The organism is Alkalihalobacillus alcalophilus ATCC 27647 = CGMCC 1.3604, from assembly GCF_000292245.2.
Lineage (GTDB): Bacteria > Bacillota > Bacilli > Bacillales > Bacillaceae_D > Alkalihalobacillus > Alkalihalobacillus alcalophilus.
The window spans coordinates 12,656-39,001 of record NZ_ALPT02000039.1 but is presented as its reverse complement, the minus strand read 5'-3'; the positions used below and the strand labels follow the sequence as shown (position 1 = coordinate 39,001).

At 38.4% G+C, this 26,346-nt stretch carries 23 protein-coding genes and 1 pseudogene; 20 read left to right on the top strand and 4 right to left on the bottom strand.

What is annotated here, in order from left to right:
- Nucleotides 1–533 precede the first annotated feature (533 nt).
- Together rsmD and coaD are read left to right on the top strand one after the other, a co-directional pair.
- The gene (gene rsmD / locus BALCAV_RS11940; protein WP_003321697.1) at nt 534–1,091 is read left to right on the top strand and encodes a 16S rRNA (guanine(966)-N(2))-methyltransferase RsmD; all 558 of its coding nucleotides are present in this window, start codon (nt 534–536) and stop codon (nt 1,089–1,091) included.
- A gap of 18 nt (nt 1,092–1,109) precedes the next feature.
- Complete coding sequence (gene coaD, locus BALCAV_RS11935; protein ID WP_003321698.1) at nt 1,110–1,598, top strand: pantetheine-phosphate adenylyltransferase; 489 nt, start codon at nt 1,110–1,112, stop codon at nt 1,596–1,598.
- Between the two features lie 70 nt (nt 1,599–1,668).
- On the opposite strand, the gene ylbJ is transcribed toward coaD, so the two are convergent.
- Entirely contained in the window at nt 1,669–2,913 is a 1,245-nt protein-coding gene (ylbJ, locus tag BALCAV_RS11930; protein ID WP_003321699.1) for a sporulation integral membrane protein YlbJ, read from the bottom strand.
- Nucleotides 2,914–3,113: 200 nt separating this feature from the next.
- On the opposite strand from ylbJ, the gene BALCAV_RS11925 reads away from it, so the two are divergent.
- Both BALCAV_RS11925 and BALCAV_RS11920 read left to right on the top strand, forming a co-directional pair.
- Nucleotides 3,114–3,911 (top strand): patatin-like phospholipase family protein, encoded by a 798-nt coding sequence (locus tag BALCAV_RS11925; RefSeq protein WP_003321700.1) that lies wholly within the window; start codon nt 3,114–3,116, stop codon nt 3,909–3,911.
- Nucleotides 3,904–4,965: a YlbL family protein gene (locus BALCAV_RS11920; protein ID WP_003321702.1), complete on the top strand. Its 1,062-nt coding sequence runs from the start codon at nt 3,904–3,906 to the stop codon at nt 4,963–4,965. The genes BALCAV_RS11925 and BALCAV_RS11920 overlap by 8 nt, the downstream gene beginning before the upstream one ends.
- A gap of 91 nt (nt 4,966–5,056) precedes the next feature.
- On the opposite strand, the gene BALCAV_RS11915 is transcribed toward BALCAV_RS11920, so the two are convergent.
- Entirely contained in the window at nt 5,057–6,277 is a 1,221-nt protein-coding gene (locus BALCAV_RS11915) for a nucleotidyltransferase (protein ID WP_003321703.1), read from the bottom strand.
- 219 nt (nt 6,278–6,496) lie between these two features.
- On the opposite strand from BALCAV_RS11915, the gene BALCAV_RS11910 reads away from it, so the two are divergent.
- Nucleotides 6,497–7,015: a YceD family protein gene (locus BALCAV_RS11910; RefSeq protein WP_003321704.1), complete on the top strand. Its 519-nt coding sequence runs from the start codon at nt 6,497–6,499 to the stop codon at nt 7,013–7,015.
- A gap of 100 nt (nt 7,016–7,115) precedes the next feature.
- Nucleotides 7,116–7,289 carry a 50S ribosomal protein L32 gene (gene rpmF / locus BALCAV_RS11905; RefSeq protein ID WP_003321705.1) on the top strand — a complete coding sequence of 58 codons (174 nt, stop codon included), beginning with the start codon at nt 7,116–7,118 and terminating at the stop codon, nt 7,287–7,289.
- Between the two features lie 67 nt (nt 7,290–7,356).
- Here the strand turns inward: rpmF and BALCAV_RS11900 are convergent, their stop codons facing one another.
- Complete coding sequence (locus BALCAV_RS11900) at nt 7,357–7,974, bottom strand: RsfA family transcriptional regulator (RefSeq protein ID WP_003321706.1); 618 nt, start codon at nt 7,972–7,974, stop codon at nt 7,357–7,359.
- A 335-nt stretch (nt 7,975–8,309) separates the two neighbouring features.
- On the opposite strand from BALCAV_RS11900, the pseudogene BALCAV_RS11895 reads away from it, so the two are divergent.
- The 4 genes and pseudogenes from BALCAV_RS11895 (at nt 8,310) to BALCAV_RS11880 (ending at nt 12,551) form a co-directional block, all read left to right on the top strand.
- A pseudogene (locus BALCAV_RS11895) lies at nt 8,310–9,430 on the top strand (ABC transporter ATP-binding protein).
- Nucleotides 9,431–9,459: 29 nt separating this feature from the next.
- The gene (locus BALCAV_RS11890; protein WP_040323944.1) at nt 9,460–10,374 is read left to right on the top strand and encodes a carbohydrate ABC transporter permease; all 915 of its coding nucleotides are present in this window, start codon (nt 9,460–9,462) and stop codon (nt 10,372–10,374) included.
- Nucleotides 10,371–11,183: a carbohydrate ABC transporter permease gene (locus tag BALCAV_RS11885; RefSeq protein ID WP_003321710.1), complete on the top strand. Its 813-nt coding sequence runs from the start codon at nt 10,371–10,373 to the stop codon at nt 11,181–11,183. The genes BALCAV_RS11890 and BALCAV_RS11885 overlap by 4 nt, the downstream gene beginning before the upstream one ends.
- Nucleotides 11,184–11,225: 42 nt before the next feature.
- Complete coding sequence (locus tag BALCAV_RS11880; RefSeq protein WP_040323943.1) at nt 11,226–12,551, top strand: ABC transporter substrate-binding protein; 1,326 nt, start codon at nt 11,226–11,228, stop codon at nt 12,549–12,551.
- 266 nt (nt 12,552–12,817) lie between these two features.
- On the opposite strand, the gene BALCAV_RS11875 is transcribed toward BALCAV_RS11880, so the two are convergent.
- Nucleotides 12,818–13,306, bottom strand: a complete 489-nt coding sequence (locus BALCAV_RS11875; protein ID WP_003324812.1) for an N-acetyltransferase — start codon at nt 13,304–13,306, stop codon at nt 12,818–12,820.
- A 1,141-nt stretch (nt 13,307–14,447) separates the two neighbouring features.
- Between BALCAV_RS11875 and BALCAV_RS11870 the strand changes: the two genes are divergently transcribed.
- From BALCAV_RS11870 to BALCAV_RS11830, 10 genes are all read left to right on the top strand, one after another.
- Nucleotides 14,448–15,368: a 2-dehydropantoate 2-reductase gene (locus tag BALCAV_RS11870; protein ID WP_003324265.1), complete on the top strand. Its 921-nt coding sequence runs from the start codon at nt 14,448–14,450 to the stop codon at nt 15,366–15,368.
- Nucleotides 15,365–15,751 carry a DUF3397 domain-containing protein gene (locus tag BALCAV_RS11865; protein WP_003324266.1) on the top strand — a complete coding sequence of 129 codons (387 nt, stop codon included), beginning with the start codon at nt 15,365–15,367 and terminating at the stop codon, nt 15,749–15,751. Before BALCAV_RS11870 ends, BALCAV_RS11865 begins: the two co-directional genes overlap by 4 nt.
- 179 nt (nt 15,752–15,930) lie before the next feature.
- A complete protein-coding gene (gene bshC, locus BALCAV_RS11860; RefSeq protein WP_003324267.1) occupies nt 15,931–17,550 on the top strand; it encodes a bacillithiol biosynthesis cysteine-adding enzyme BshC in 1,620 nt (539 codons plus the stop codon).
- A 153-nt stretch (nt 17,551–17,703) separates the two neighbouring features.
- Entirely contained in the window at nt 17,704–18,135 is a 432-nt protein-coding gene (gene mraZ, locus BALCAV_RS11855; protein WP_003324269.1) for a division/cell wall cluster transcriptional repressor MraZ, read from the top strand.
- Nucleotides 18,136–18,171: 36 nt separating this feature from the next.
- Complete coding sequence (gene rsmH, locus BALCAV_RS11850) at nt 18,172–19,104, top strand: 16S rRNA (cytosine(1402)-N(4))-methyltransferase RsmH (RefSeq protein ID WP_003324270.1); 933 nt, start codon at nt 18,172–18,174, stop codon at nt 19,102–19,104.
- Nucleotides 19,105–19,122: 18 nt separating this feature from the next.
- Nucleotides 19,123–19,485, top strand: coding sequence for a cell division protein FtsL (ftsL, locus tag BALCAV_RS11845; protein ID WP_003324271.1), 363 nt, complete (start codon nt 19,123–19,125; stop codon nt 19,483–19,485).
- A 108-nt stretch (nt 19,486–19,593) separates the two neighbouring features.
- Nucleotides 19,594–21,792: a penicillin-binding protein gene (locus tag BALCAV_RS11840; RefSeq protein ID WP_040323941.1), complete on the top strand. Its 2,199-nt coding sequence runs from the start codon at nt 19,594–19,596 to the stop codon at nt 21,790–21,792.
- A gap of 715 nt (nt 21,793–22,507) precedes the next feature.
- Nucleotides 22,508–22,642, top strand: a complete 135-nt coding sequence (locus BALCAV_RS23105) for a hypothetical protein (RefSeq protein WP_268746807.1) — start codon at nt 22,508–22,510, stop codon at nt 22,640–22,642.
- A 186-nt stretch (nt 22,643–22,828) separates the two neighbouring features.
- Nucleotides 22,829–24,763, top strand: coding sequence for a stage V sporulation protein D (locus BALCAV_RS11835; protein ID WP_003321918.1), 1,935 nt, complete (start codon nt 22,829–22,831; stop codon nt 24,761–24,763).
- A 119-nt stretch (nt 24,764–24,882) separates the two neighbouring features.
- Nucleotides 24,883–26,346, top strand: a complete 1,464-nt coding sequence (locus BALCAV_RS11830; RefSeq protein ID WP_003321921.1) for a UDP-N-acetylmuramoyl-L-alanyl-D-glutamate--2,6-diaminopimelate ligase — start codon at nt 24,883–24,885, stop codon at nt 26,344–26,346.

The window sequence follows — 26,346 nt, the reverse complement described above, 5'->3', positions numbered from 1 at the left end:
ATGGGTCGATTTTTTCTCGAGCTTCTAACAGGCGCAGCTAGATTAAATAAAAAGCGGAGCCTGTTCGCTCAGAAGCGAGAAAAAATAAGAACAGCTGATGAAGACGCTTTTTGTCTTCACTCAGATGGGCGATTTTTCTCGAGCTTCTAACAGGCGCAGCTAGATTAAATCTATCTCTTCTATGAGTAAGTTTAACGCAAATCGGTATATAGGAAAAGAAGATTCCATTTAAACGCAAAAAAAACCTCGTAAGCAGTCCCTACGAGGTGCCTATTCACATACATTCCGTATGTATCAGGCTATGGGAGAGGAGAAACCGGAGGAAGAACTTATGGGGAAACGTAAGTCTTCTCCGCGGTTGTAGCAACATTCAATTAATGCTGCTAGTTTCATTATGACCAAGATTGATTCATTTATACATGTTTATTAAAGGACTATTTTTTGTGGATGAATGTCTTAAGGGAAATTTGGATAAGCCGATAAAACCTATGCTAAAATAAGGAGGATGGTTTGAATGGAAAGTAGGGGGAAAAATGAGGGTTATATCAGGTACAAAAAAGGGAATTACTTTAAAAGCGGTTCCAGGTCAATCGACAAGACCAACGACAGATAAAGTAAAAGAAGCAATCTTTAATATAATTGGTCCTTATTTTAATGGTGGAATAGGCTTAGATTTATACGGTGGAAGTGGTGGTCTATCGATTGAGGCCTTAAGCCGCGGGCTCGAAAAAATGATTATTGTGGACCAAGATAAAAAAGCGATTGCAACAATTAAAGCAAACTTAGAACGATGTCAATTGCTTGAGCAAACGGAAACGTATCGAAACGATGCAGGACGAGCACTCAAGGCTTTAATTAAACGGGAGTTACGTTTTCAACTCATTTTTTTAGATCCGCCTTATGCAAAAGAGAAAATTGCCAGTGAAATCGCAATTATTTCCGATTTTCGTTTGTTAGCTGATGATGGACTTATCGTTGTAGAACATGGAAAAGATCATCCTTTACAAGAAAGAATCGGAAACTTAAGCGTTTTAAGACAGGAAACCTACGGGGATACCCGTATAACGATTTATCATTTTGAAAACAAATAATGTGTGGAGGTGAATCATTTGAAAAAAATAGCTGTTTGCCCTGGGAGTTTTGATCCGGTTACTTTAGGTCATTTAGATATTATTACACGTGGAGCGAAAGTTTTTGATCGTGTCATCGTGGCTGTTTTAAATAACCAAAACAAACAACCTCTTTTTACAGTAGAGGAAAGGCTTGAGCTTTTACGTGAAGCAACAAAGGAGCTAGATAATGTTGAGGTGGACTCGTTTGGTGGTTTATTAATTGATTATGTCCAAGAAAAAAAGGCTCAAACAATTATCCGTGGACTTAGGGCGGTTTCTGATTTTGAATATGAAATGCAAGTAGCCTCAATTAATAAAAAACTAGGACCAGAAGTAGAAACATTTTTTATGATGACAAATAATCATTACTCTTATTTAAGTTCAAGCATTGTGAAGGAAGCAGCAAGGTATCACTCTGATGTGAGTGATCTTGTGCCAGAAAATGTCGCGATTGCCTTAAAGGAAAAGTTTTCGAAGGGCATTTAAACTGTGAATAAGAAAGGCTCTATCATTTTAAAAAATAAAAAAGCTATCGTTATCGGGTTCTTTCGGAACTTCAGCGATAGCTTTTTTTGGTGGACTTATTCAGTTGACGGTATGTCCATATAAAAGTCGCGATAATGAGCATTGTTAGGGTGATATAGGGGCTTATTTGTAGAAATTGTCCCCAAGTGGTTTGGACTTTGTCAATTTGATTAAAGACCGGGATGACCGTTTCGAAAAAAACAATTGGTTTGCGCTCAATATAAAGTGGTTGAAATAAAACGATGACTAATCCTGCAGCAAATAAACCTTGTAAAACCCGTCCAATGATAAAAGGTTTAAAACGAATATCGGTTTCAGCTAAAAGGCTAGCTACTTGAGCTTGAATGGAAAAGCCGCTAAAGCCTAACAGAAAGCTGACGGCAATGACTTGTTGCAGCAAGTTGGATTGTGTCGTTTCGCTGACGCGTTGTGCTCCAAGAGTCATCTCAAATAAACCTGAAATAATGGGCTGACCTAGTTCAACTGGTAAATGGAGCATGACTAATAGAAGGCCGATGACATATCCGACTAAATCGACGAAATGAACAAGGGTTAAAACTTTATTTATGACGGAAAATAAAATAATAAAGCCACCTACGATTAACAACGTTTGAACCGAGGATTGGACGGCATCACCAAGTACTTTTCCTAAGGAGCGACCATCCTTTTGATGCTCCTCATATAAAACCGTTAACCATTTAGGGCCACTTTTATCGTCTTGTCGAGTTAATTCTAATTCCTTCTGAGCTTGTCGGTTTTCCTTTTCCATATAAAATCTCATAATGAGCCCGACAAAGAGGTTAGCTCCGTAATGGGCACATGCTAATAAAATTCCTAAAGCAGGATTGTGGAAAAAGCCGACCGCGACCGCTCCGAAAATAAAAAGCGGATTGGATGAGCTTGTAAACGAAACGAGCCGCTCTGCCTCTATTTGTGTTAATTTATTTTCCAGACGAAGCCTAGCAGTTAATTTGGCTCCTGCTGGATTTCCTGATGCCAAGCCCATAGCCCAAACGAAACCACCAACCCCTGGAACGCGAAAGAGTGGTCGCATTAATGGTTCAAGTAGTGTCCCGATAAGGGTAACAACCCCAAAGCTAATTAATAATTCGGAAACGATAAAAAAAGGTAATAAAGAAGGGAAGACGACATTCCACCATATATTCATCCCTCTTACTGATGCTTCTAATGATTCTTTAGGAAACAGCATAAGTGATATAGCTAAAAATATAGCGATGCTAGCGAGCAGGAGAGTTTTGGTTTTTTTTGCACTCAAAAGATAAGCCTCCTTTGCTCCATTTCAAAATTAAAAAGGGTAAAGTAACATAAACATAAGACAAGAATCGGCTCATATGAATAAATAAAAGGCAAAGAGCTAGTCTCACCCGATACATTTAAATATACGTCTACTTCATTGGATTAGACCATATGATTGAAAAAGAATCGTGGAAATCGTATGATAGGAGTTGGATATTGATGGGAAAACAACGTCCTACAATCGGAGTTGCATTTGGTGCAGGTGGTGTGAGGGGTTTTGCCCATATAGGGGTATTAAAAGTTTTAGAACAACATAATATTCCAATTGATGTAGTCGCAGGGAGTAGTATGGGTGCTTTGGTCGCTGGACTGTATGGGGTTGGTCAAACGCCAGAGTCGATGGAAAAGTTCGCGAAGTTTTTTCGGCGACAATATTATGTTGATTACATCGTCCCTAAGTTAGGGTTTATTAAGGGAGATAAAGTTGTGAAATTAATTCGTATTTTAGCGAAAGGAAAAAGGTTAGAAGAGCTTCCGATTCCAGTCTCCATTGTGGCCGCAGATTTAATTTCAGGGAAAAAGGTTGTCTTTCAAGATGGGGATATAGCAGATGCGGTTCGAGCAAGTATATCAATCCCAGGGATTTTTGTTCCCGTAACTAAAAATGAACAGGTTCTTGTCGATGGTGGTGTTTTGGAGCGTGTCCCGACTTCAGTTGTCAAAGAGATGGGGGCCGATATTATTATTGGTATCGATGTTTCTTCCTATAAAAGCGAACAAAAAGCGACTTCTATTTATGATGTGATTTTATTAACGATTGATATGATGGGAAGAGAGATTAGCAAACATCAACAGCTAGAACAAGCTTTTATGATTAATCCGATGGTCAAACAAACGAATGGACTCATTTTTAAAGATGTTGATGCAATTATTGAAGCAGGTGTGATAGCCGCAACTGAAAAAATAAAAAGTTTAAAAGAAGTGATTGATAATTGGGAGGAACACAACGTTGAGTGAAAAAAATTCATTTTTTAAAAAGCGATATATCATTTTGATTGTTTTATTTTGTGCTTTATATTTTTATCAACTACCTTATTATTATTCAGAACCAGGGTCTGCAGAGATTTTATCACAGTATATCGAGCTGGAAGGGGCGGAGGAAGCTACCGCTAATGAGGATGTTGGAACGTTTATGTTAACGACGATTCAAATGGGGCGGGCCAATACATTTCTTTATCTGTGGTCTTATTTAAGCCCTTATAGGGTGTTACATCCTGATGAGACGATAAGGTATGAAGGTGAATCCGATCGCGAATATCATCATCGGCAAATTATGCTCATGAATAATTCCCAGCAGGCAGCAACGATCATAGCTTATGAAAAAGCGGGAAAAGATGTCCAGTATGATTATCAAGGGGCGATTATTACTCAATTAATTGAAGAAATGCCGGCCGAAGAAAAATTAGAAATTGGTGACCGAATTATTGAAATCGATGGACAAACCGTACGACATGTTGAGGATTTATTTTCATTATTAGAAGGTAAAGGGGAAGAGGATATTGTAACGTTTACCTTAATACGCAATGATGTAGAAGAAACGTATGAGGTAGGGTTTTCAAAGTTTCCAGAACAATATTTACAAGAAGGTGAGGAAGAACGGGTTGGAATTGGAATTGCAAATCCTGTGACAGCACGCGAAGTCACGTTTGATCCTGACATCAAAATGGATACAGAGCAAATAGGTGGACCTTCTGCTGGGCTCATGTTTTCTTTAGAAATTATGAATCAATTAAGTGAAGAAGACCTTACAAAGGGCTATCATATTGCGGGAACAGGAAGCATTAGTGAAAGTGGAACCGTTGGTCGGATTGGTGGAGCGGCCCAAAAGCTTGTAGCAGCAGAAAAAGCTGGTGCTGACTATTTCTTTGCTCCATCAGAAGAAGGACGTACCGATTCTAATTATGCACAAGCATTAGAGGCAGCAGAAGATATTGATGCGAATGTTGTCGTAGTGCCGATAGATACGATAGATGATGCTTTAGAATTCCTTGAACAATTAGAAGGAAAGTAACATTTTTAAGATAAACGATGACACAATTTAAAAGACTGTCCCATCAGGTCAAGAAAACCATCTGATGGAGGCAGTCTTTTTGTTTCTTTCTTTAATGACCCCGGATTGGAATCTGTTTGTATTCATCATAAAGAGATTGAGCTCTTATTTCTGGAGGTAAGGCCATTTTATAAACGTTTGATATACGCTCATCATGGGTTGCGGCAAAACCTTTTGCTTCGGCTAAACGACTGATAAGAGGCGTGTCAAGGTCTTTTTTAATCGAGCTTAAATAAGCTTGTCCTTTTTGCGACATTCCCAGTAAACGAATATAAGGGAGCGGGCCGTCTTTTAATAATTGACTCATTTCTGTTTTCGTTGTTTGGGTGAGCACATGGGTTGCTAATCGTTGTAGGCGGCTCCAAGTGTACCGTTTTGTTTTCAATAAATGCATCCATTCTTTAAAACTACTTGCGCGTTTGATCGTTTCTTTTAAGCGGTATTCTAACCCTTCCTCACACTCATAAATTTGTTCTAATTTAGCTACACTTGAAGAGAGGACTTGATACTGTAATAAAGGAAAATACGCTTCCCAATCATGAAATACATGGAATTCCTTCCCGTATGTTAATAATTGTTCATAACTTGTTTGTGGTAAGACAGTTCTAATTTGGTCAAAAGATTCGTGCTCAAATAACGCTTTTCGTATACTTGTGGCACTAGCTATTTGAGTATCCTGTATCTCTTCATCATGGTATTGAGCCTTCGTTCGTAAAATCGTTTCGGCACGCATCGTTTTACTCCATTTATGTAGGGCTTCGACATAATGAAAGCCTAATATATTGTTTGGTTCTGCTAAGGAGAGCAATGGTTTCGATTCATTTGTTAAGGTAGTAAAAGCATTCGATGCTGCCTTTGGATAACTTAAGCCCTTTGACATTTCTTTTTTTACTTCGTTATCCCACTCTTCTTTATGAGTGGTCATAAATTCATGAAGTTCATAAAAGGAGGTGATGTCTCCTGATTCACTTCCGAAACAAACGGTATCAACAGATAACGTATTTAAAATTCGAATCGCCCCTTCAGCAAAGGTTTGTGCTTTTTGAACGGAGTAATAATAAGGAAGTTCGACAAGGATGTCCACCCCTCCAGCAAGTGCCATGTTTGTTCGTTGCCATTTGGAGACTAAAGCCGGTTCACCTCTTTGTAAAAATGAACCACTCATGACCGCGATGACAACATCTGCCTTTGTCTGTTCTTTTGATTTTGTTAAGTGATAAAGATGTCCGTTATGAAATGGATTGTATTCAACGACTAAACCAACTGTTTTCACAAGTGTTCCTCCGTTTTATTCAGATTTTTCAATATCCTCTCTACAAAAGAGGAGTAAAACCGTTGCTTTACGTGTGATTTTAAACATGCTACAATAAAATCTAATGTTTGAAACAATATATGTTCCATTCATTATAATGGATAGACTGTAAAGAAAAAAGGTTGACAAAAAAAATGGCGAGATTTATAATTACTTTTGTTGCCTTAGAGGTGATATGAAATGATTTGGTCATTACAACAGCTACAGGCGGCTAAGCATAAACCGCTTCAATTTGATGAAACGATTGATTTATCAGCAATTAAAGAACGTGATGGAGAAATTCGAGCAATTGAACCAGTACGGATTGTTGGAAAAATCGATTATGTAAGAGATATGATTACTTTTACGTTTCGGATGACAACGACATTAACACTCCCTTGTTCTCGAACATTAGTCGATGTTTTGTTACCAATTGATTTAAATGTGAAAGAGCAATTTCAGCAAGGAGAAGGTTGGACCCAAGCTGAGGACGATGAAGATGAAGAAATTCATGCGATTGAGGGAAGTCAAATTGATCTTGAACCTTATTTAATGGAGCAGATTTTGCTTGAGATACCAATGCAAATTTTTGCGGAAGAAGTCGAAGAGCCAAAAGCGCCTTCAGAAGGTAAGGATTGGGAAGTAGTATCAGAAGAAGATGTGAAAAATCGGATTGATCCGAGACTGGCAGATTTAGCAAAGTTTTTTGACAAGAAGTAAGAAAATCGAAGCACCGATAATGTAAAGTCGGCTTCCTTTCATACATGCAACTAAGAATAGTCTTGATTGCAAACCGAAAACCTGTAAGGAGGTGGGAATGATGGCAGTACCTTTCAGAAGAACGTCTAAGACTCGTAAAAATAAGCGTCGTACTCACTACAAATTAGCGGTACCTGGTATGGTAAAATGCTCTGAGTGTGGAGAGCTTAAATTAGCTCACCGTGTTTGTAAAGAGTGTGGTTCATATAAAGGCCAAGAAGTAGTAAGTAAATAATACTTAAAAACAAGCTATGAGCAGAAGAATCTGTTTATAGCTTGTTTTTTATGTGTAAATAATTATTTTATAAAGAGAGTTTTCTTGCCCTATCCATAATCGCTAATAAGGAGCGATAGTCGTCTTTCATAACACGTTTTTCTTCCTCTACCTTGACAAGTCGCTCTCGTAACCTTTGATTTTCCTCCAGTAACTTTTTATATTCAACATTTTCTGTTCTTTCTTTCGTGTAGTTACTTAAAAAAGAAAGAACTTTTTCCATCGTAAGCTCAGAAGTTTTCTCTTTATGACTCACTTCTGTATTTTTTTGTTCTAAAAGCTCACTCTGATTGATTTGTTCTTGTTTTGAGGCAAATACACGTACATTTTGAGCTTTAGCGATTGTTTTTTCACTTGCTTGTTCATTTGCTTTTTCACTGAGCTGTTCATTTGCCTGCTCTTCCACTGAATGAATCCCTTTTAATTTTGTTCGTTGCTTTTTGGCTAAGTGGATGGCTGATTCATATTTTTTTCGAATAGATGAATTCCATCTAAATCCACATGCTGCACTTGTTCTTGATAAGCGTTGACCGACTTCTTCAAAAGCGGCTAGTTGAGTACTTCCTTCACGTATATGGCGCAGAACCACTTCTGCCAAAATTAAATCTTCATCTGTACTCCAAGCATCCTGACGTATTGTCGTCATCTAATCCCTCCTTTTTCACTCATTGCTCTATTCTTATGCATTAACTAGTAAAGATAGACTTTGTTCTAGTAAATGAGTATTTCCTTTTTTTTATTTACTATTCAAAGCACTCCATTTCTTGAAAAGTTTGATTAAGAGCTTTAAGAAGTTTTACAACATTTAGCTAAAGAGTAGATTCTTTACATAGTTAAAAAATTTTTAATATTTCACCTGTTATAACTTAATAAATGATTGGTACATTTAAGCTTGTGAATGATGCCTTTAACACAAAGCTATTAACTAACTATATGAGTTATGACTTAGTATTCGAACAATTTAGAGGAGAAGGTGGAGTTATGAAAAAAATCGAACTACAGAATATATGTAAATCATATGATGAGCAATCATTTGCTGTAAAAGATGTAAATGTAGAAATTCAAGAAGGGGAGTTTTTTATATTAGTTGGTCCATCTGGTTGCGGGAAAAGTACTCTTCTAAGAATGATAGCTGGATTAGAAGAGATATCAGTAGGAACATTACTTTTTGATGGGAATGAAGCTAATCAACTTCAGCCGAGTAAACGAGGGTTGTCAATGGTTTTTCAGAACTACGCACTTTATCCACACTTAAGTGTAGAGGAAAACATCTTATTTGGCTTGAAGGTGAAAAAAGTAAAAAAGAAGAAAGAAAAAAACGCTGTTTAGAGGCAGCAGAACTACTTGGTCTTACCGATTACTTACATAGAAAACCAAGAGAATTGTCAGGGGGGCAAAGACAGCGTGTCGCATTGGCGCGTACGGTTGTAAGTCAGATGCCCATCTGTTTAATGGATGAACCTCTTTCCAACTTAGATGCAAAATTAAGAGGCCAAATGAGGTACGAAATTAGGCAACTGCAACGTAAATTAGGAACAACGATGATTTATGTGACTCATGACCAAGTAGAAGCAATGACAATGGGGGACCGAATAATGGTGTTAAAAAATGGAGAAGTACAGCAGATTGGAACGCCATTAGAAGTATACAATCAGCCAGCCAATGAGTTTGTAGCAACTTTTATTGGTGCCCCTCCTATGAATCTTATAAATGGAACGGTCAATGAAAAAGGAGAAGTGTTAGTTAATAAAGAGGGTAGTATAGTTATTCCTTCTTTAAGTCATTTGAAAATGGGTTCGTCTGTGAAGGTTGGATTAAGACCTGAACATATCTTATTTGAACGAGAGAATGCCAGTGATTTAGTTATTCATGCGAAGGTTGTTAATAGCGAAGTATTAGGGAATGAAAGTGTAATTTTGTTTACATTTGAAAATGAAACATGGAAAGCTAAGTGGTCAGGGCAATGGCCTCTAGAATCTAATCAGGAATTGAAAGTTTATGCTTCTATTGAAAATATCCACCTATTTGATGGTGAAAGTGGACAAGTTATTCAATCACCCCAAAATGTATCACCTTTCCATAAGGAGGTACAAGCTCTTTGAGTTCACCAGAACAGTCAGTTTTAGAGAAAATTAATGAGAGTCATTTAAAAAGGAAAAAAAGATCATTAAGAGACAGGACGAGAAATGTACGAATAGCGATGCTTTATTTATTACCTTCACTGTTATTATTTTCTGTGTTTCTCTTTTATCCAATGATTAAAACGATTTATTTAAGTTTCTTTCTGACAGACCCACAAGGGAATGCGGCCTTATTTGTTGGTTTAGAAAATTATCTTTACTTATTTGAATTAAGCCGCTTTCAAAAAAGTATGGTTTCTACTTTTCTTTTTGTTCTTTATACGGTCCCTAGTGGTGTCGTTTTAGCCTTATTTTTAGCGTTAATTGCTAATGAAAAATTGCGGGGAATTGGTTTTTTTAGAACATTATTTTCTTCAACTTTAGGAATGTCTGTAGCGGCTTCTTCTGTTATTTGGTTGTTTTTATTTCATCCAACTGTGGGGACTTTAAATCATTTTCTTGCTTTTTTTAATCTTAATCCGGTCTCTTGGTTATTAGATCCGGGTTGGGCTTTAATATCGATTGCGATAACAACTGTTTGGATGAATACTGGTTTTTCGTTTTTAATTTTATTAGGAGGGCTACAAAATATTGATAGAAATTTATATGAAAGTGCAAGAATTGATGGGGCTGGATATTTCTATCAGTTGTTTAAAGTGACGATACCGATGCTTTCCCCGACGTTATTTTTTATCGTGACGATTACATTTATAAACTCATTTCAATCATTTGGACAGGTTGATATTTTAACGAAAGGTGGACCAGCTGAGTCTACCAATTTAATTGTTTATTCTATTTATCAAGAAGCATTTATAAATTATCAATTTGGAATAGCAAGTGCACAAGCTGTTATTTTATTTGCTATTGTTCTTGTGTTGACATTGTTCCAGTTTAAAATCGGGGAAAGAAAGGTGCATTATCAATGATACGAATGAAATCGATTTTATTATACAGTTTGTTGAGTTTAAGTGCTCTTATCATTTTCTTTCCGATTATTTACGCTTTCCTTGTCAGTTTTATGACAGGGGCGGAAGTACTTAGTAGAACCCTTATTCCAAGTGGTTTGCATATCGAAAATTATATAAAGGTGTTTCAGTCGGTCCCATTAGTTCAATATTTAATGAATAGTTTTATCGTTTCGACTTCGGTAATGGTTGGACAACTAATTGTTTGTTCAATGGCTGCTTTTGTTTTTGCTTTTATTCCATTTAAAGGACGAAATGCGATTTTTTTATTGTTTATTTCAACCTTAATGATCCCTTGGGAAGCGGCAATGATCCCGAATTTCCTCACGATACAAAGTCTCGGCTGGTTGAATTCTTATCTTAGTTTAACAGTTCCGTTTTTTGCCCTTGCATTTGGTACCTTTTTGCTTCGACAGCATTTTAAAACCATTCCGAATGAATTATATGAAGCGGCTCAGGTGGAAGGACTTAATCATTTTCAATTTTTTTACAAAGTGGTTCTGCCTTATTCCAAAACGAGTTTAGTTACTTTAGGGATTTACAGCTTTTTGACAACGTGGAATATGTACTTATGGCCTTTGCTTGTGACAACAAATGATTCCAAGCGTACGGTTCAGATCGGATTAAAACAATTGCAAACAGTAGAAGTTGCTACAGAATGGGGGGTGGTTATGGCAGGAGTTGTCATCGTAATTATTCCGACATTATGTCTATTATTTATTGGACAAAAACAATTACAAAAGGGGTTAACTGAAGGTGCTATTAAATAATAAGGGAGAGAAGATAATGAAGTTTAAATTGGTTTGGATGGGATGTTTATTTTTGTTGGAAGTTTATTAGTGGCGTGTGGTTCAGATGAACAACCAGAAGTAGAACAGACGGCTGAAGAAGTGGAACCGGCTTTTACAGAAGAAGATATAGTAACGATTGAGTTTTGGCATGGAATGGGAGGGGAGCTTGGTGAAGCACTTGATGAGGTTGTTGATGGATATAATGAATCACAAGATCAAGTCTATATTCAACCCGAGTATCAAGGATCCTATGAAGAGCTGTTAACGAAATTCCGTAGTGTAGGTGGAACAGGTGATGCACCAGCCTTAGTTCAAGTTTTTGAAATCGGTACAAAGTATATGATTGAGAGTGGATATATAACACCAGTTCAAGATTGGATTGACAAAGAAGGTTATGATATCACTCAGTTAGAGGAAAATATTCTAAGCTATTATTCAGTTGATGATAAGCTCTATTCTATGCCTTTTAATTCATCCACACCAGCTTTATTCTATAATAAAGATATGTTTGAAGAGGTAGGTTTAGATACGGAAAATCCTCCAAGTACATTTGCAGAAATCAAAGAAGCTGCTGAGAAATTGACGGATGACGGTCGTTACGGTTTCTCGATTTTAGGGAATGGTTGGTTTTTTGAACAATTAGTTGCTACACAAGGTGGTCATTATGTTGATATGGATAATGGAAGATCTGATAATGCAACGGAAGCCCTTTTTAATGGGGAAGAAGGTTTAAAAGTTTTTGAATGGATTCATGAGATGAATCAAGCTGGTGACTTTGGTTATTTTGGTCAAAATTGGGACGACTTGAGAGCGGCATTTCAAGCAGGTCAAGTGGCTATGTATTTAGATTCTTCAGCAGGAACAAAAGGTGTAATTGATAATGCTGATTTTGAAGTAGGAGTTACCTTTATTCCTCATGCAGATGAAGTGGAAAGAAATGGTGTTATTATAGGGGGAGCCTCTATTTGGATGGCAAATGGAATCGAAGAAGTAGAGCAAGCGGCCGCTTTTGACTTCTTAAAATATTTACAAACTCCAGAGGTTCAAGCAGAGTGGCATATTGATACAGGTTATTTTGCGATAAATCCATTAGCTTACGAGGAAGAAATTGTAGAAAAAGAACATGAAATGTATCCACAGCTTCGTGTTCCTATCGAACAATTACAAGAGACAATATCTTCAACAGCAACACAAGGAGCTTTAATGGGTGTGTTTCCAGAGGCTCGCCAACAAGTTGTTTCGGCATTAGAAGGTATGCTGCAAGGCACAGATCCTAAAACGGCTATTGATCAAGCTGTAGAAGGGACAAATAGAGCTATTGACGTTTATAATCGCACAGTTGAATAAGCGCTGAAAAGTCGTCAGTCAGGCAGTTTAAATAATAACTAAAATGAACAAAGAGTTTGGTGCCACCCCACAGGACGCGGAGCATGATTTTCGGGAACGGTGAGAAGAACGCTATCCATCGCCAGCCACTTCGGGTCCGATAAATATAATGAAAGCCGGTGACATTTTACTAGGTTAAAATGTCACCGGCTTTTCATATCAGAGGAGGGTTTTGTCTCAGTCTCTTTAATACATTTAAAAGATAAAGTTTCCTTTGTGATTGTATGTTATTCTTCAGTTAGGACAGGTTGCTCGTGAACGCCTTCTGGATACCAAACAAATGGATTTTCACCACGATCACGTGCTGGGTTATATGTAACAGCTTCAAAGCCCATTGACTCCCAAAAATCGCTCGAATTTACACGGCCGTTCGTTTTAATTGGTAAATTAAATGATTTAGCAAAATCAACAAGTGCTTTACCGTATCCTTTACCGCGATAAGTTTCGAGTACTTCTAATTTCCAAAGTTCTAAATAGTCTTGTGCAGGCTCGAAATAACGATCGAATTTTTGTTCGATACGGTATAAACTCATTCGTGCTACTAGTTTCTTGCCAAAGTAGATGCCATAAAACGGCGACTCACTATCATTTTCAATAATGTTCTGTTCCAAATCTTCTTTCATGTATAGTTCAGCGGCACCGAACTCACGGAAGTTTTTGAATTCTTCAATGGTTTTGTAATTAATTAATAATCTTGTAACTTCATGACTAGCCATACAAATAGCCTCCCTTAAAATGATAAAGCTTACATATAGTTTACTAAAAAATCAAACTTCATGCTATTGATTTCTCTTTCTTCTACAATAAAAGTTACGAAAATTCGGTTTATCATACATAATAACTCAACTTTCGCAGCGAGAAAATCGGTTCAACTAGTTGACAGAGCGAAAGGGAAGCTCTTAAACAAATGCCCTTGACACGTTTGAAAAGCGAGAACGCACTATCACACCAAACGGATAAATTGCGCAGTAAGAAAAAATAGACAATGTACAATGCCCTCCGGCGGTCGCTCCCAAACAGACACTCCGCTCCTTGCCGAGAACCTCATGAGCCTCCTCAGCGTTTCACGCTTGCGGGGTCTCATTGGACGGTTTATTCCTGCGGGAGTCTCCGTGTCTGTTTGTCCGCTAGATAATGGAATTGAATCTAGGTTCGGTTCTCTCATTGAATAAAAAAACAGTCATTCCTTCAAAGTACATGAGCTTGAGAATGATTTTTCTCCTTCCATGACTAATTCCGTTACCATTGTAAACCAATCATTGTTGATGCTCTGTACGTTAGCTAGATGATCGAGCTTGTTGCGATTTGAATCATATGTTTTCATTCCTGCAGACTTAGGGAAAACAGGTGGCAACTACCTATTTAGTTCCATAACCAACAAAGGTAAGAAGAAGGTTCTTCTGCGTTAGAAATAGCTGATTGAGAATGGCTATATCATCAAGCATCTCCCCTACACTTAGCGGACAAAACCATACGGAGACTCCCGCGGGAATAAACCGTGGAGCGAGACCCCGCAAGGCTTGCCGAGGAGGCTCGCCAGGTTCCCGCAGGACGCGGAGTATGGTTTTGGGAGCGACAGCCGAAGCTCTTAATTTTACTGCACAGTTTCCTTCAACAGCCTACGAAGAGATGTGTTCAGACTGTCAACAATTGAACCGTTCATGTAAAGTCAATTTGAGTATGGTATCGCCCTAAAGTCAATCTCTATCAACGGTTAATGGTCAATCATACGCTGCGAAAGTTGAGTAAGAATCATTTTTTTATTGAAATCGATGTAGAAAAAGGCTTCTCATTAAATAGATAGAACTTTATAATTAATAAATAAAACAGAATAGAAAATAGCAAGGGACGATCATAATGAATGTGACAATTGTAGGGGCAGGATCGATAGGACTATTAATAGCGGCATTTAGTTCCAAAGTAGGTCATAAGGTAACGTTAATCACAAATAGAGAATCGCAAGCTCAAATTTTGAATGAAAAAGGTCTAATATTTAAAACAAATCAAGGTACAGTCGAAAAATATCGCATAGAAGCTGTTGCGGTAAAGGAGATAGAGACGATACGAACAGATTGTGTTATTTTTGCGGTCAAATCCTATCATTTAAAACAGGTTTTAGATCGTTTGTCTGGAAGTATCCAAGCGAAGGCTGTTTTATTTGTGCAAAATGGGATGTCCCATATTGAATGCTTATCGTTATTTAATCATGAAGAGATAGGATTAGCGGTTGTAGAGCATGGAGCGATGAGGTTGGAGGATAATCTAGTCTCCCATACAGGTGTCGGAAGGATTAATTGGTCCATCTTTCAAGGGAGCAAGGAAGATTCCGTCCTCCCAAACTTCTTTTCAAAGAGTGAAGATGTGAACTTTCCCTTTTATCATAAAAAGGATTGGCAAAAGATGCTTCAGACAAAATTACTCGTGAATGTTGCGATTAACCCTTTGACAGCTTTGTTACAAGTGAAAAATGGGGCATTGCTAACGAATGATTCTTATTATAAGCTAATGAGTGAAATTGTTAGAGAGACTGTTCAAGTTTTAGGGATGAATGGTAAGCAAGGGTTAGAAAAGGTAATTGAAGTTTGTCAGGCAACAAAAGAAAACGAGTCTTCGATGCTTCGGGATCGAGCAAAAGGTCAAAAAACAGAATTGGAAGCTATTGTCGGCTATGTGATTCGTAAAGCTAACGAACAAAGCCAATCCGTGCCATCACTGTTTTTCTTATACGAAGCGATAAAAGGTATTGAACAACAATCTTTTAGGGGGGCTGGCCAATGACAACGGCTTTTTCTTGGGTGTTTGCAACATTTGCAACTTTACCTATTCTAGCTTGGTATGTTATTTATATCTTCACAGTAAAACGGATCAAAAATAAAAAAAGAGCAATTCGCCTTGCTTCTGATTTTTCAGCGATTTGGTTTATAATTTCCGTTTATTTTATATCGTTTGAGATTTGGTCACGTTCTTTTTTTTGGTTTATATGTTTAACAGTTATTATGATTGCGATGATAGTTACTTGGATTCATTGGAGGGTTTCGGGTGATTTAGTCGTATCTAAGTTGTTTAGAGGTATATTAAGAATGAACTTTCTTATTTTTTTCTTGCTCTACATTCTTCTAAGTGGATATGGTTTAATTAGTCGAGTTTTTCAAATTGGTTAAATAATGGAACGTCTTCGAGCAGATAATTTGGTGGAATGAGTTCTCTTTGCTACTATATGGACATAAGTGATCTGATTAGAATCGAAAATACTCAAGGAATAACAACATAGAGAATCAGTCGATTGATGATAGTTATAATTGGAAAATGCTACTTCAAGAAGAAGGGACGTCAATGAAGAATGGAAGTTAAGGATTTGAGCCATTCAATGGAGACTGGCTTTTTAAAGGACTATATGGTAGGTGCTCCAACCGTACAAAGTTTTTTTCACTATGCCATGAATGATAAGCAACAATTTGAAAGAAGACTAGCAGATTTGAATGAGCGAAGTTACGAAAGGGAGAAACTTTGTGCTTATTTAACGGCTTTTCATAAGCGCTTAGAATGTCCTGAAAAGGCATTAGCAAATATACATAAGTTAAGAAATAAGGAAGCAGTCGTTGTCGTTGGTGGTCAGCAGGCAGGGTTATTAACAGGTCCAATGTATACCTTTTATAAGGCGCTCACAACGATTATACTTGCGAAGGAACAAGAGGAAAGGCTTGGCGTACCGGTAATTCCTGTTTTTTGGATTGCAGGTGAAGATCATGATTTAGATGAAATTCGATTTGTTTTTCAACAAAAGAAAGAACGTTGGAAAAAGGTTTTATTAGATTCAGATCAAGAGCAAAAATCAGCCTCTGAAACGATTTTAAATCAGCAACAATTATCGAATTGGCTGGATGGTATCTTCGCGGAGCTTCCTGAAACGGAGTATACAAAAGAGCTTACAGCAGTAGTTAACCATTATGCTGAAGGCTCAAAAACGTATGTTGATTTTTTTGCGAAGTTAATGAGCTGGCTATTTCAAGATTATGGGCTTGTCTTGTTGGATTCGCATGCACCGGAAATTCGCCAAATTGAAGCTGGCTTTTTTGCCGAATTAGTGCAGAAAGTTGATGAGCTGCAAATTGCCCAACAAAATGGAGCGGAAGAATTTGCTCGGGCAGGTTTCGGTTATCCGATTGAGACGGAAAAAGAAAATGCTCATTTATTCCTTGATTATGAAGGCAAGCGTTGTCGTCTCGACTATGTAAATGGACTTTTTTATGTCAGGGATCATGGTCAAAGTTATACGAAGGAACAGTTATTAAATAAAATTCAGGAAACGCCACAAGCGTTTAGTAATAATGTCGTGACCCGTCCACTTATGCAGGAAGTCTTACTACCAGTGCTCGCTTTTGTGTCAGGACCGGGTGAGATTAAATATTGGGCGACACTACGCCGTAGCTTTGAATTATTTGATTTAAAAATGCCACCTGTCATGCCGCGTTTAACGGTGACTGTTGTACCAAAAATGACGGAAAAGTGGTTAAAAGAACAATCCTATTCAGTCGAAGCGTTTGTGAATGGAGAAGGGGCTAAGTTACGAGAACAATGGCTTGATAACTGTGAAGAGGTTCCAATATCTGAAATGGTTGCAAATGTAAAGGCAGCGATTGAAAAAGAGCATGCCCCATTACGTCAATTGGCTGGTCAAATTGATTACACGATTGGCAAGCTAGCAGATAAAAATTTAGATATTTTAAATCGTGAAATAGAATTTGTAGAAAAAAGAATGCGAAATCATTTGATGAAAAAACATTCTTATGTTTTGTCTAAGTTTGATGAAACAAATTTGTGGTTATATCCGTTAAATCGACCACAAGAGCGCGTCATTCATCCGATAATTTTACTAAATCTAGTCGGAAGGGCTGGATTATGTCGATTAATCGAACTCAATATGACCGTGGATGGCAAACATAAGCTTGTTTTCCTGTAAAAAAAAGTATGATTTCACTGTCAAAAGAAAGAGAACGAAAAATCCTGTATAAGAGCAGGATTTTTTTTTGTGGTGTTTAATTGATTAAATAGTGGTACAAAGTGGAGGGATGTGGTAGATTAGAGTTACAAAGTGGGGGGAGATGAATCGATTATGTTTATGGGGGAGTATCGCCATAACATCGATGAAAAAGGACGTATGATTATACCGGCCAAATTCCGAGACAGTCTCGGTGCGTCCTTTGTTGTAACCAGAGGTTTAGACCGCTGTTTATTTGTCTATCCCCTACAAGAATGGGAAAAGTTAGAGCAATCTCTAAAAGCACTCCCTTTTACTAAAAAAGATGCACGAGCATTCACCCGATTTTTCTTTTCAGGGGCTACCGAATGTGAAATTGATAAACAGGGAAGAATAAACATTGCTGTACCTTTGCGAGATTATGCTCAGCTCGAAAAGGAATGTGTTGTCATCGGTGTTTCCAATCGTGTCGAGGTATGGGCAAAGGAAAATTGGGAAGAGTATTTTGCCGAATCAGAGGATTCCTTTAGTGAGATTGCTGAGAATATTATTGATTTTGATCTTTAAGTGGATGCTTGAAGACAAGCAGAGAGAGGTAATAAAATGTTCACCCACGTAACTGTATTATTAAAAGAATCAGTAGATAGTTTAAATATAAGACCGGATGGCGTCTATGTAGATTGTACGCTTGGTCGAGGTGGGCATTCAGAGCTCATCGTTCAACAGCTAAATGAAGATGGTCATTTATACGCCTTTGATCAAGACGACGAGGCCCTTGCTTTTGTGGAAGATAAGTTTAAAGACTATAAAGGTAGATTTACGTTAATTAAATCCAACTTCCGGTACATAAAAGAAGAACTAAACGAGCGTGGCATTACGAAAGTGGATGGGATTCTCTTTGATTTAGGTGTCTCCTCCCCACAATTGGACGATGCAACACGCGGGTTTAGTTACCATCAAGATGCAAGATTGGACATGCGTATGGATCAATCGGCTCCATTAAGTGCTTTTGAAGTTGTTAATGAGTGGGAGTTTGGTCAATTAGCGAAAATCATTACTCGTTATGGTGAAGAAAAATTCGCCAAACAAATTGCAAGAAAGATAGAAGCATATCGTGCCAAAAAGGAGATCGAAACAACAGGAGAGCTTGTTGACATTATTAAAGATGCGATCCCTGCTCCGGCAAGAAGAACAGGGGGGCACCCTGCAAAACGAACGTTCCAAGCGATTCGAATTGCGGTTAATGATGAATTAGGTGCTTTTGAAGATGCTTTAGAAGATTCGATTGAACTTTTGAACAAGGGTGGAAGAGTTGCTGTCATTACATTCCACTCTTTAGAAGACCGTTTGTGTAAAGAAGTGTTTAAAGAAAAAAGTAAAGGTCCCGATTTACCACCAGGACTACCAATTATTCCTGAAGGTTTTGAAGCACCGTTAAAATTAGTCACGAGAAAGCCGATTGTTCCAAGTGAAGAAGAACTAATCGATAATAATCGCTCAAGATCAGCGAAATTAAGAGTTGCTGAAAAACAGTGAAAATGAGGAGGGGAATATATGAGTATGGTTGCACGTAACATCCAACATCAACAAGAGCCATTACAACCACAACGAAAAAAGAAAGTCATTAGACATGTTCGACATACAGTTACAAAAGGTGAACGAGTAATAATTGCATTGATGGCTGCCGCTGTTTTTTTAGTGGCTGCATTTATCGTCAATAATTATGTGGAGTTATATAAGACGAATACAGAAATTCAAGGTTTGCAACAACAAGTGTCCAATCAAACGGAGATAAATGCTGGATTGAGCTTGCAAGTGGATGAATATAGTAACCCTGAACGTATCATCGAGAAAGCTAAAGAAATGGGTATGACCTTCCAAGGGGATCAAGTAAAGGCTGTTCAACCTCAAAACTAGTTCAATTCATTGAACTAGTTTTTTTTACACAATCGAACAGAAGGGATGGCCAATCGACAAGAAAAAAGCGATTTTTTTCTTGTTTTGTTAGCGGATAGGAGTGAGTATATGGAAATTAAAAGAGCTGTAACAAATGTTCGGGCAGTCGTTCTGATGGTAATCTTCTTTACCGTTTTTGCTATTTTTGTTGGACGAATTGCTTTTATTCAAGTCACAAAGGAAGTAAGTGGGCATGAGCTAGATACACTAGCAGAGGAGCGTTGGAGTCGCTCCATTGATTTAAAGGGACAACGGGGGACGATATATGACAGAAGTGGTGGAATTATTGCTGAAGAAGTAATGTCATATAATGTTTATGCCGTACTAAATACAGAGCAAAGAGAATATGTAAAAGATCCAAGTGCAACAGCAGAGGCATTAGCTCCTTACATAAATCAAGAGGTTGATAATTTAACGAGGCTTTTATCACAGGAAGGTAAGTTCCAGGTTGAGTTAGGTTCAGGAGCGAGGAACTTAACGTATGAACAAATGGTCGAAATTAATGAATTAGAACTTGATGGTATCTTTTTTTCAAGTGAACCGAGGCGGTACTATCCTAAACAAACATATGCATCCCATGTGATCGGTTATACAGAAAGAAATATGACCGAGTCAAGAATGGGTTTGGAGCGTAGTTTGGATGAATATCTTCAAGGGACGGATGGTCGTATTACTTATCAAGCAGACACGAAGCGAATCCCGTTATTGAATCAAGAGGAAATGATTTCACCAGCTGAAAATGGTCATAATGTCTATTTGACACTTGATTCCAATATCCAAACGGCGTTAGAACAAATAATGACTGAGGTTGATGAGGAGTATGAGCCTGAGCGAATGATCGCGATTGTTGCTGATCCTAAAACAGGTCAAATCCTAGCGATGAGTAATCGCCCGAGCTTTAACCCTAATCGCTATGAATCGATTACGAATTATATGAATTATGCCGTTTCAGACCACTTTGAGCCAGGTTCCACTATGAAAATTTTTACGGTGGCTGCTGCGATTGAAGAAGGTGTTTATGATCGAAATAAACAATATCAATCAGGTACGATGCAAGTAGGCCCTGATCCAGTACGAGATCATAACTATGGTCGAGGTTGGGGACAAATTACGTATGAAGAAGGTTTTTATCGTTCATCCAACGTGGCGATGGCGAAACTAGCATTAGAAGACTTAGGGGCAGAAAAGCTATATGACTATTGGGAGAAATTTGGATTCACTGAGCCAACGGGAATTGATTTACCAAATGAAGTGAATAGCTTAATCGCTCGAGGTAGCCAGATGGATGTAGCGACAACGGCCTTTGGTCAAGGGACAGCGGTCACACCGATTCAACAAATTCAAGCGGCAACGGCTATTGCAAACGGTGGTCAAATGATGAAGCCGTATGTCATTGACCGGATTGAGGATCCGAACACAAACGAGATCGTCGTTAAGAATGAGCCTGAAGTAGTCGGGGAACCAATATCCGAAGAAACGTCTGAAAAAATGTTAGGTTTGTTAGAAGGGGCTGTAACCGAGTCAATGGGAACTGGGAGGCCGTATTATTTAGAAGGTTTTGATGTCGTCGGAAAAACAGGAACAGCTCAAATTCCAAATCCCGCTGGTCCGGGATATATCCAAGGACACGGTGAAAATATTTTCTCGTTTTTAGGGATGGCTCCTAAAGATGACCCAAGTCTTCTCGTTTATGTGGCTGTCGAAAGGCCAAACATTTCTGAGATGGAAACAGGGTCTGAACCATCACGAAAGATTTTTACAACCATTATGAAACAAGGATTACAATATTTAAATATTGCTCCAACTGTAGAGGATATAGCAAAAGAGACCGAGCAAGGTTATCGTCTAGATGATTTTAATGGTGAAACAGTTAAAAAGGCGAAAGAAGTTTTAAGTAATGAACAGTTGGATGTGGTCGTTTTAGGAGATGGCAAAAATGTCATTTCTCAAGAGCCGGCAGCTGGAATAGGGTTATTAGCAGGCGAAAAAGTCTTTTTACGGACGGATTCAGATTCCTATTCAATACCTGATATGTTTGGCTGGTCAAGTCGCGATGTGTTACGTCTTGCTGATGTGCTTGAAATAACGCCTAATTTATTTGGATACGGATATGTTGTCTCACAAGATACGGAGGCAGGGGGTGCCGTGAAACCAGGTGATTATATAACGATTGAGTTAAAACAAAAAAATGATGAGAGTGTCGAACAAGAATTAGAAAATGAACAAGAGCTAGAAGAAACAGAAGAATCGTCAGGTGAAGATAGTTAGTTACTCAACTTTCGCATCGAGAAAATCCGTTCAACTAGTTGGCAGAGCGAATAGAAGCTCTTAAACAAATGCTCTTGACACGTTTGAAAAGCGAGAACGTACTATCACACCAAACGGATAAACTGTGCATTAAGAAAAAATAGACAATGTACTGCTCTTCGGCGGTCGCTCCCAAACAGACACTCCGCGTCCTGCAGGAACCTCATGAGCCTCCTCAGCACGCTTGCGGGGTCTCATTGGACGGTTTATTCCTGCGGGAGTCTCCGTGTCTGTTTGTCCGCTAGATACTGGAGTCGAATCTAGGTTCGGTTTTCTCATTGAATAAAAAAGCAGTCATGACTTCAACGTACAGTAGCTTGAGAATGATTTTTCTCTTTCAATGACTAAATCCGTTACAGTTGCAAACAAATCCGTGTTGATGCTCTGTACGTTAGCTAGATGATCGAGCTTTTTTCGATTTGAATCCTGTGTTTTCATTACTGCAGACTTAGGAAAAAAATAGGTGACAGCTACCTATTTTTTTTCCTAACCAACAAAGTTAAGAAGAAGGTTCTTCTGCGTTAGAAATAGCTGATTGAGAATGGACATATCATCAAGCATCTCCCCTACACTTAGCGGACAAAACCATACGGAGACTCCCGCGGGAATAAACCGTGGAGCGAGACCCCGCAAGGCTTGCCGAGGAGGCTCGCCAGGTTCCCGCAGGACGCGGAGTATGGTTTTGGTAGCGACAGCCGAAGCTCTTCATTTTAATGAACAGTTTCCTTCAACAGCCTGCGAAGAGATGGGTTCAGACTGTCAACGATTGAACCGTTCATGTAAAGTCAATTTGAGTATGGTATCGCCCTAAAGTCAATCTCTATCAACGGTTAAGAGCCAATCATACTCTGCGAAAGTTGAGTTAGTTAGAATGAGATAGTTTAGAATCTAAAGTCATAAAGTACCCGCATTGTTCTACTGTTCTAAGAGAGAGCATAGGTTAGAACAAGCTATATTTTTGCTTCTTGAGGAGAAATGATGCGGGGGGTTGACTTTAGTGCGGGTTTCGAATGTAACAGTAAAAAAGAGATTAATCCTTGTTTTTTTTATTGGACTGGCTGTTTTTTTAACGATCGCGTTTCGTTTAGGTTATGTTCAATTTGTCTTAGGTGATTGGTTAACGGATTTAGCGGAAGATTCGTGGAGTCGTGATGTTCCATTTGAGGCGAAAAGAGGAGAAATTGTTGATCGGAATGGAATCGTTCTAGCGACAAATGTTAGTTCACCATCGGTATTAGTCGTACCAAAGCAAGTAAAAGACCCTAGCGGGACAGCTGAAAAGCTTGCCGCCACATTAAATATGGACTTGCAAAGAGCTTATGAAATGGTGACTAAAAATGCCTCTATTGTTCGGGTTAGTCCAGAAGGTCGAAAAATAGACAAAGATAAAGCAGATGAAGTGCGAGATTTGCGATTACCAGGAGTGTATATTGCCGAAGATAGTAAAAGGCATTATCCATTTGGGAGCTATTTGTCCCATGTGTTAGGGTTTGCTGGGATTGACAATCAAGGATTAACAGGGCTTGAATCGTATTATGATGATTATTTAAAAGGAGAAAGGGGATATGTTTCCTTTTTTGCGACAGCGAAAGGAAATCGAATGCCTAATCATGCGGATGAATATAAGGCTCCATCAGATGGACTCGATTTAGGACTGACGATAGATAGTCGTGTTCAGACGATTATTGAAAGGGAGCTAGATATTGCGGAGGCAAAGTATAATCCTGATGGAGCGATAGCGATAGCGATGAACCCGAATACGGGAGAAATTTTAGGGATGAGTAGTCGTCCTCATTACAATCCTGAAGAATTTCGTGAGGTTGAACCAGAAATTTATAATCAAAATAAACCAGTTTGGATGCAGTATGAACCAGGTTCCACATTTAAGATCATCACCCTTTCAGCCGCCATTGAGGAAGGGGAAGTAGACTTATTAGAGGATACGTTCTATGACCCAGGTTATATAAATGTCGCTGGGCGTAATTTAAGATGTTGGAAAAAAGGTGGACATGGTTCGCAAACCTTTTTGGAAGTTGTCCAAAATTCATGTAACCCAGGTTTTGTTGTGTTAGGAGAACGTTTAGGAACAGATCGCCTCTTTGATTATATTGAAGACTTCGGTTTTGGGGAAAAAACAGGTATTGATCTCCAAGGAGAAGGAACAGGGATTTTGTTCAATCGTGATAATGTTGGCCCACTTGAGCTTGCAACAACAGCCTTTGGTCAAGGTGTAGCCGTTACACCAATTCAACAAGTAGCCGCAGTTGCAGCTGCTGTTAATGGTGGATATTTATATGAACCGTATTTAGCGAAAGAGTGGCTTGACCCTATTACAGGTGAAGTTGTCGATAGTAAAGCACCAGTGATGAAAAGGCAAGTGGTGTCACAGGAGACATCGGATCAAGTCCGACATGCACTTGAAACCGTTGTGGCTCAAGGGACGGGGAAAAATGCATTTGTAGAGGGTTACCGAATTGGTGGGAAAACAGGAACGGCTCAAAAGGCGAAAGATGGTCGTTATCTTGAAAATAATTATATTCTTTCTTTTATAGGTTTTGCGCCAGCAGACGATCCACAAATTGTCGTCTATGTGGCGATTGATAACCCAAAAGATACGATTCAATACGGTGGTCAAGTTGCGGCTCCAATTGTCGGTACGATTATCGGTGATAGCTTACGAGCAATGGGGGTTGAGAAGCGTAGTAATCAGATTGAAAAGGAATTAACGTGGCCAGATGAACCGCTTGTAGAAGTACCCGATATGATTGGGCGCTCACGTCGAGAAGTTCATGAATCTTATTATGAGTTGCAAGTGGACGCATCTGGGGAAGGGACACATGTAGTCACTCAATCACCACAAGCAGGTGAAAAAGTAAAAGCAGGATCAACAATCCGACTTTATATGGGTGACAAACAAGAAGGAAACGACTAAAATGGTTCTATGTGTGTTTATTTTGAAATGAATGGATAACCGATAATGGTGGCATGAACCACGGCATAAATCATTATGCCGTGATTCTTGGCGCTATCGGATGAACGGAGTGTTTAATAATGATGAAATTATCAGAGCTAATGAACGTAATTCCTTTTTTAGAAATAGATTTAAAAGCGGATCCGCTTATTGAAAAGGTGGAAATGGATAATCGGGAAGTGAGTGCGAATACTTTATTTATTTGTATTAATGGTTATACTGTTGATGGACATGATTTTGCCGAAAGTGCTGTAGAACGAGGTGCTGTTGCTGTTCTAGCTGAAAGACCATTGGCACTTGATGTTCCTGTCATTGTTGTTAGTGATACAAAACGTATGATGGCAAGAATCGCTAATCATTTTTATGATTATCCGACAAAGAAATTTAACTTAATCGGGGTAACTGGAACAAATGGAAAAACGTCGACAACATTAATACTAGAGCATATTTTTAAAGAGGCCAAAAAAACAACGGGTGTAATTGGAACCATGTATGCCAAAGTAGGAGAAGAGATTGTCAAAACAAAAAATACGACCCCAGAATCTCTTACACTTCAACAAACGTTTCATAAAATGGTTGAAGCAAATGTAGAGACTGCTTTTATGGAAGTGTCTTCTCATGCATTGGACTATGGCCGTGTACATGGCTGTGACTTTAATGTTGCTGTTTTTACAAATTTAACCCCTGATCATCTTGATTACCATCAAACGATGGAAGCTTACCTCTTTGCGAAGGGTCTCTTATTTGCTCAGCTAGGTAATGCATATGAAAATAAGTTTGCTATTTTGAATGCTGATGATCCAGCTTCCAAAAAACTAATGAAGATGACGAGTGCGAACCTTTTAACATATGGGATTGATAATGAAGCTAGTATTACGGCCCAAAATATTCGTTTAAGTGCAAAAGGTACGAGTTTTGATTTATTCATCTTTAATCAAAGCTATGCCATCGATGTAAGCTTAATCGGGAAATTTAATGTTTATAATTTATTAGCAGCTGTCGCAAGTAGTTATGTTTCGGGTCTACCTATTGAGACAATCGTTCGTTCTTTGGCAACTGTCAAAGGGATATCTGGTCGTTTTGAGACGGTGCGAGCTTCGGAAAAACAAGATTTTACCGTTGTTGTCGATTATGCTCATACGTCAGATAGTTTAAAAAATGTCCTAGAAACCGTGAATGAATTAGCACCAAGCGATATTAAGGTAGTTGTCGGTTGTGGTGGTGATCGTGACCGTACAAAAAGACCGGTAATGGCTCAAATTGCTACTAAATTTGCAACAGAAGCGATTTTTACTTCAGATAATCCAAGAAGTGAGGATCCAAAACAAATTTTAATCGATATGACTTCAAGTTTAAAAGATACAAACTATCAAGTGATTGTCGATCGAAAAGAAGCGATTGAACAGGCAATTGCAAGTGCCAAAAAAGGAGACATTATCGTTATCGCAGGAAAAGGACATGAAACGTACCAGCAGTTTGCTGATAAAACGATTCATTTTGATGATCGAGAAGTAGCGTTTGATGCGATTAAGGAGAGAATATAA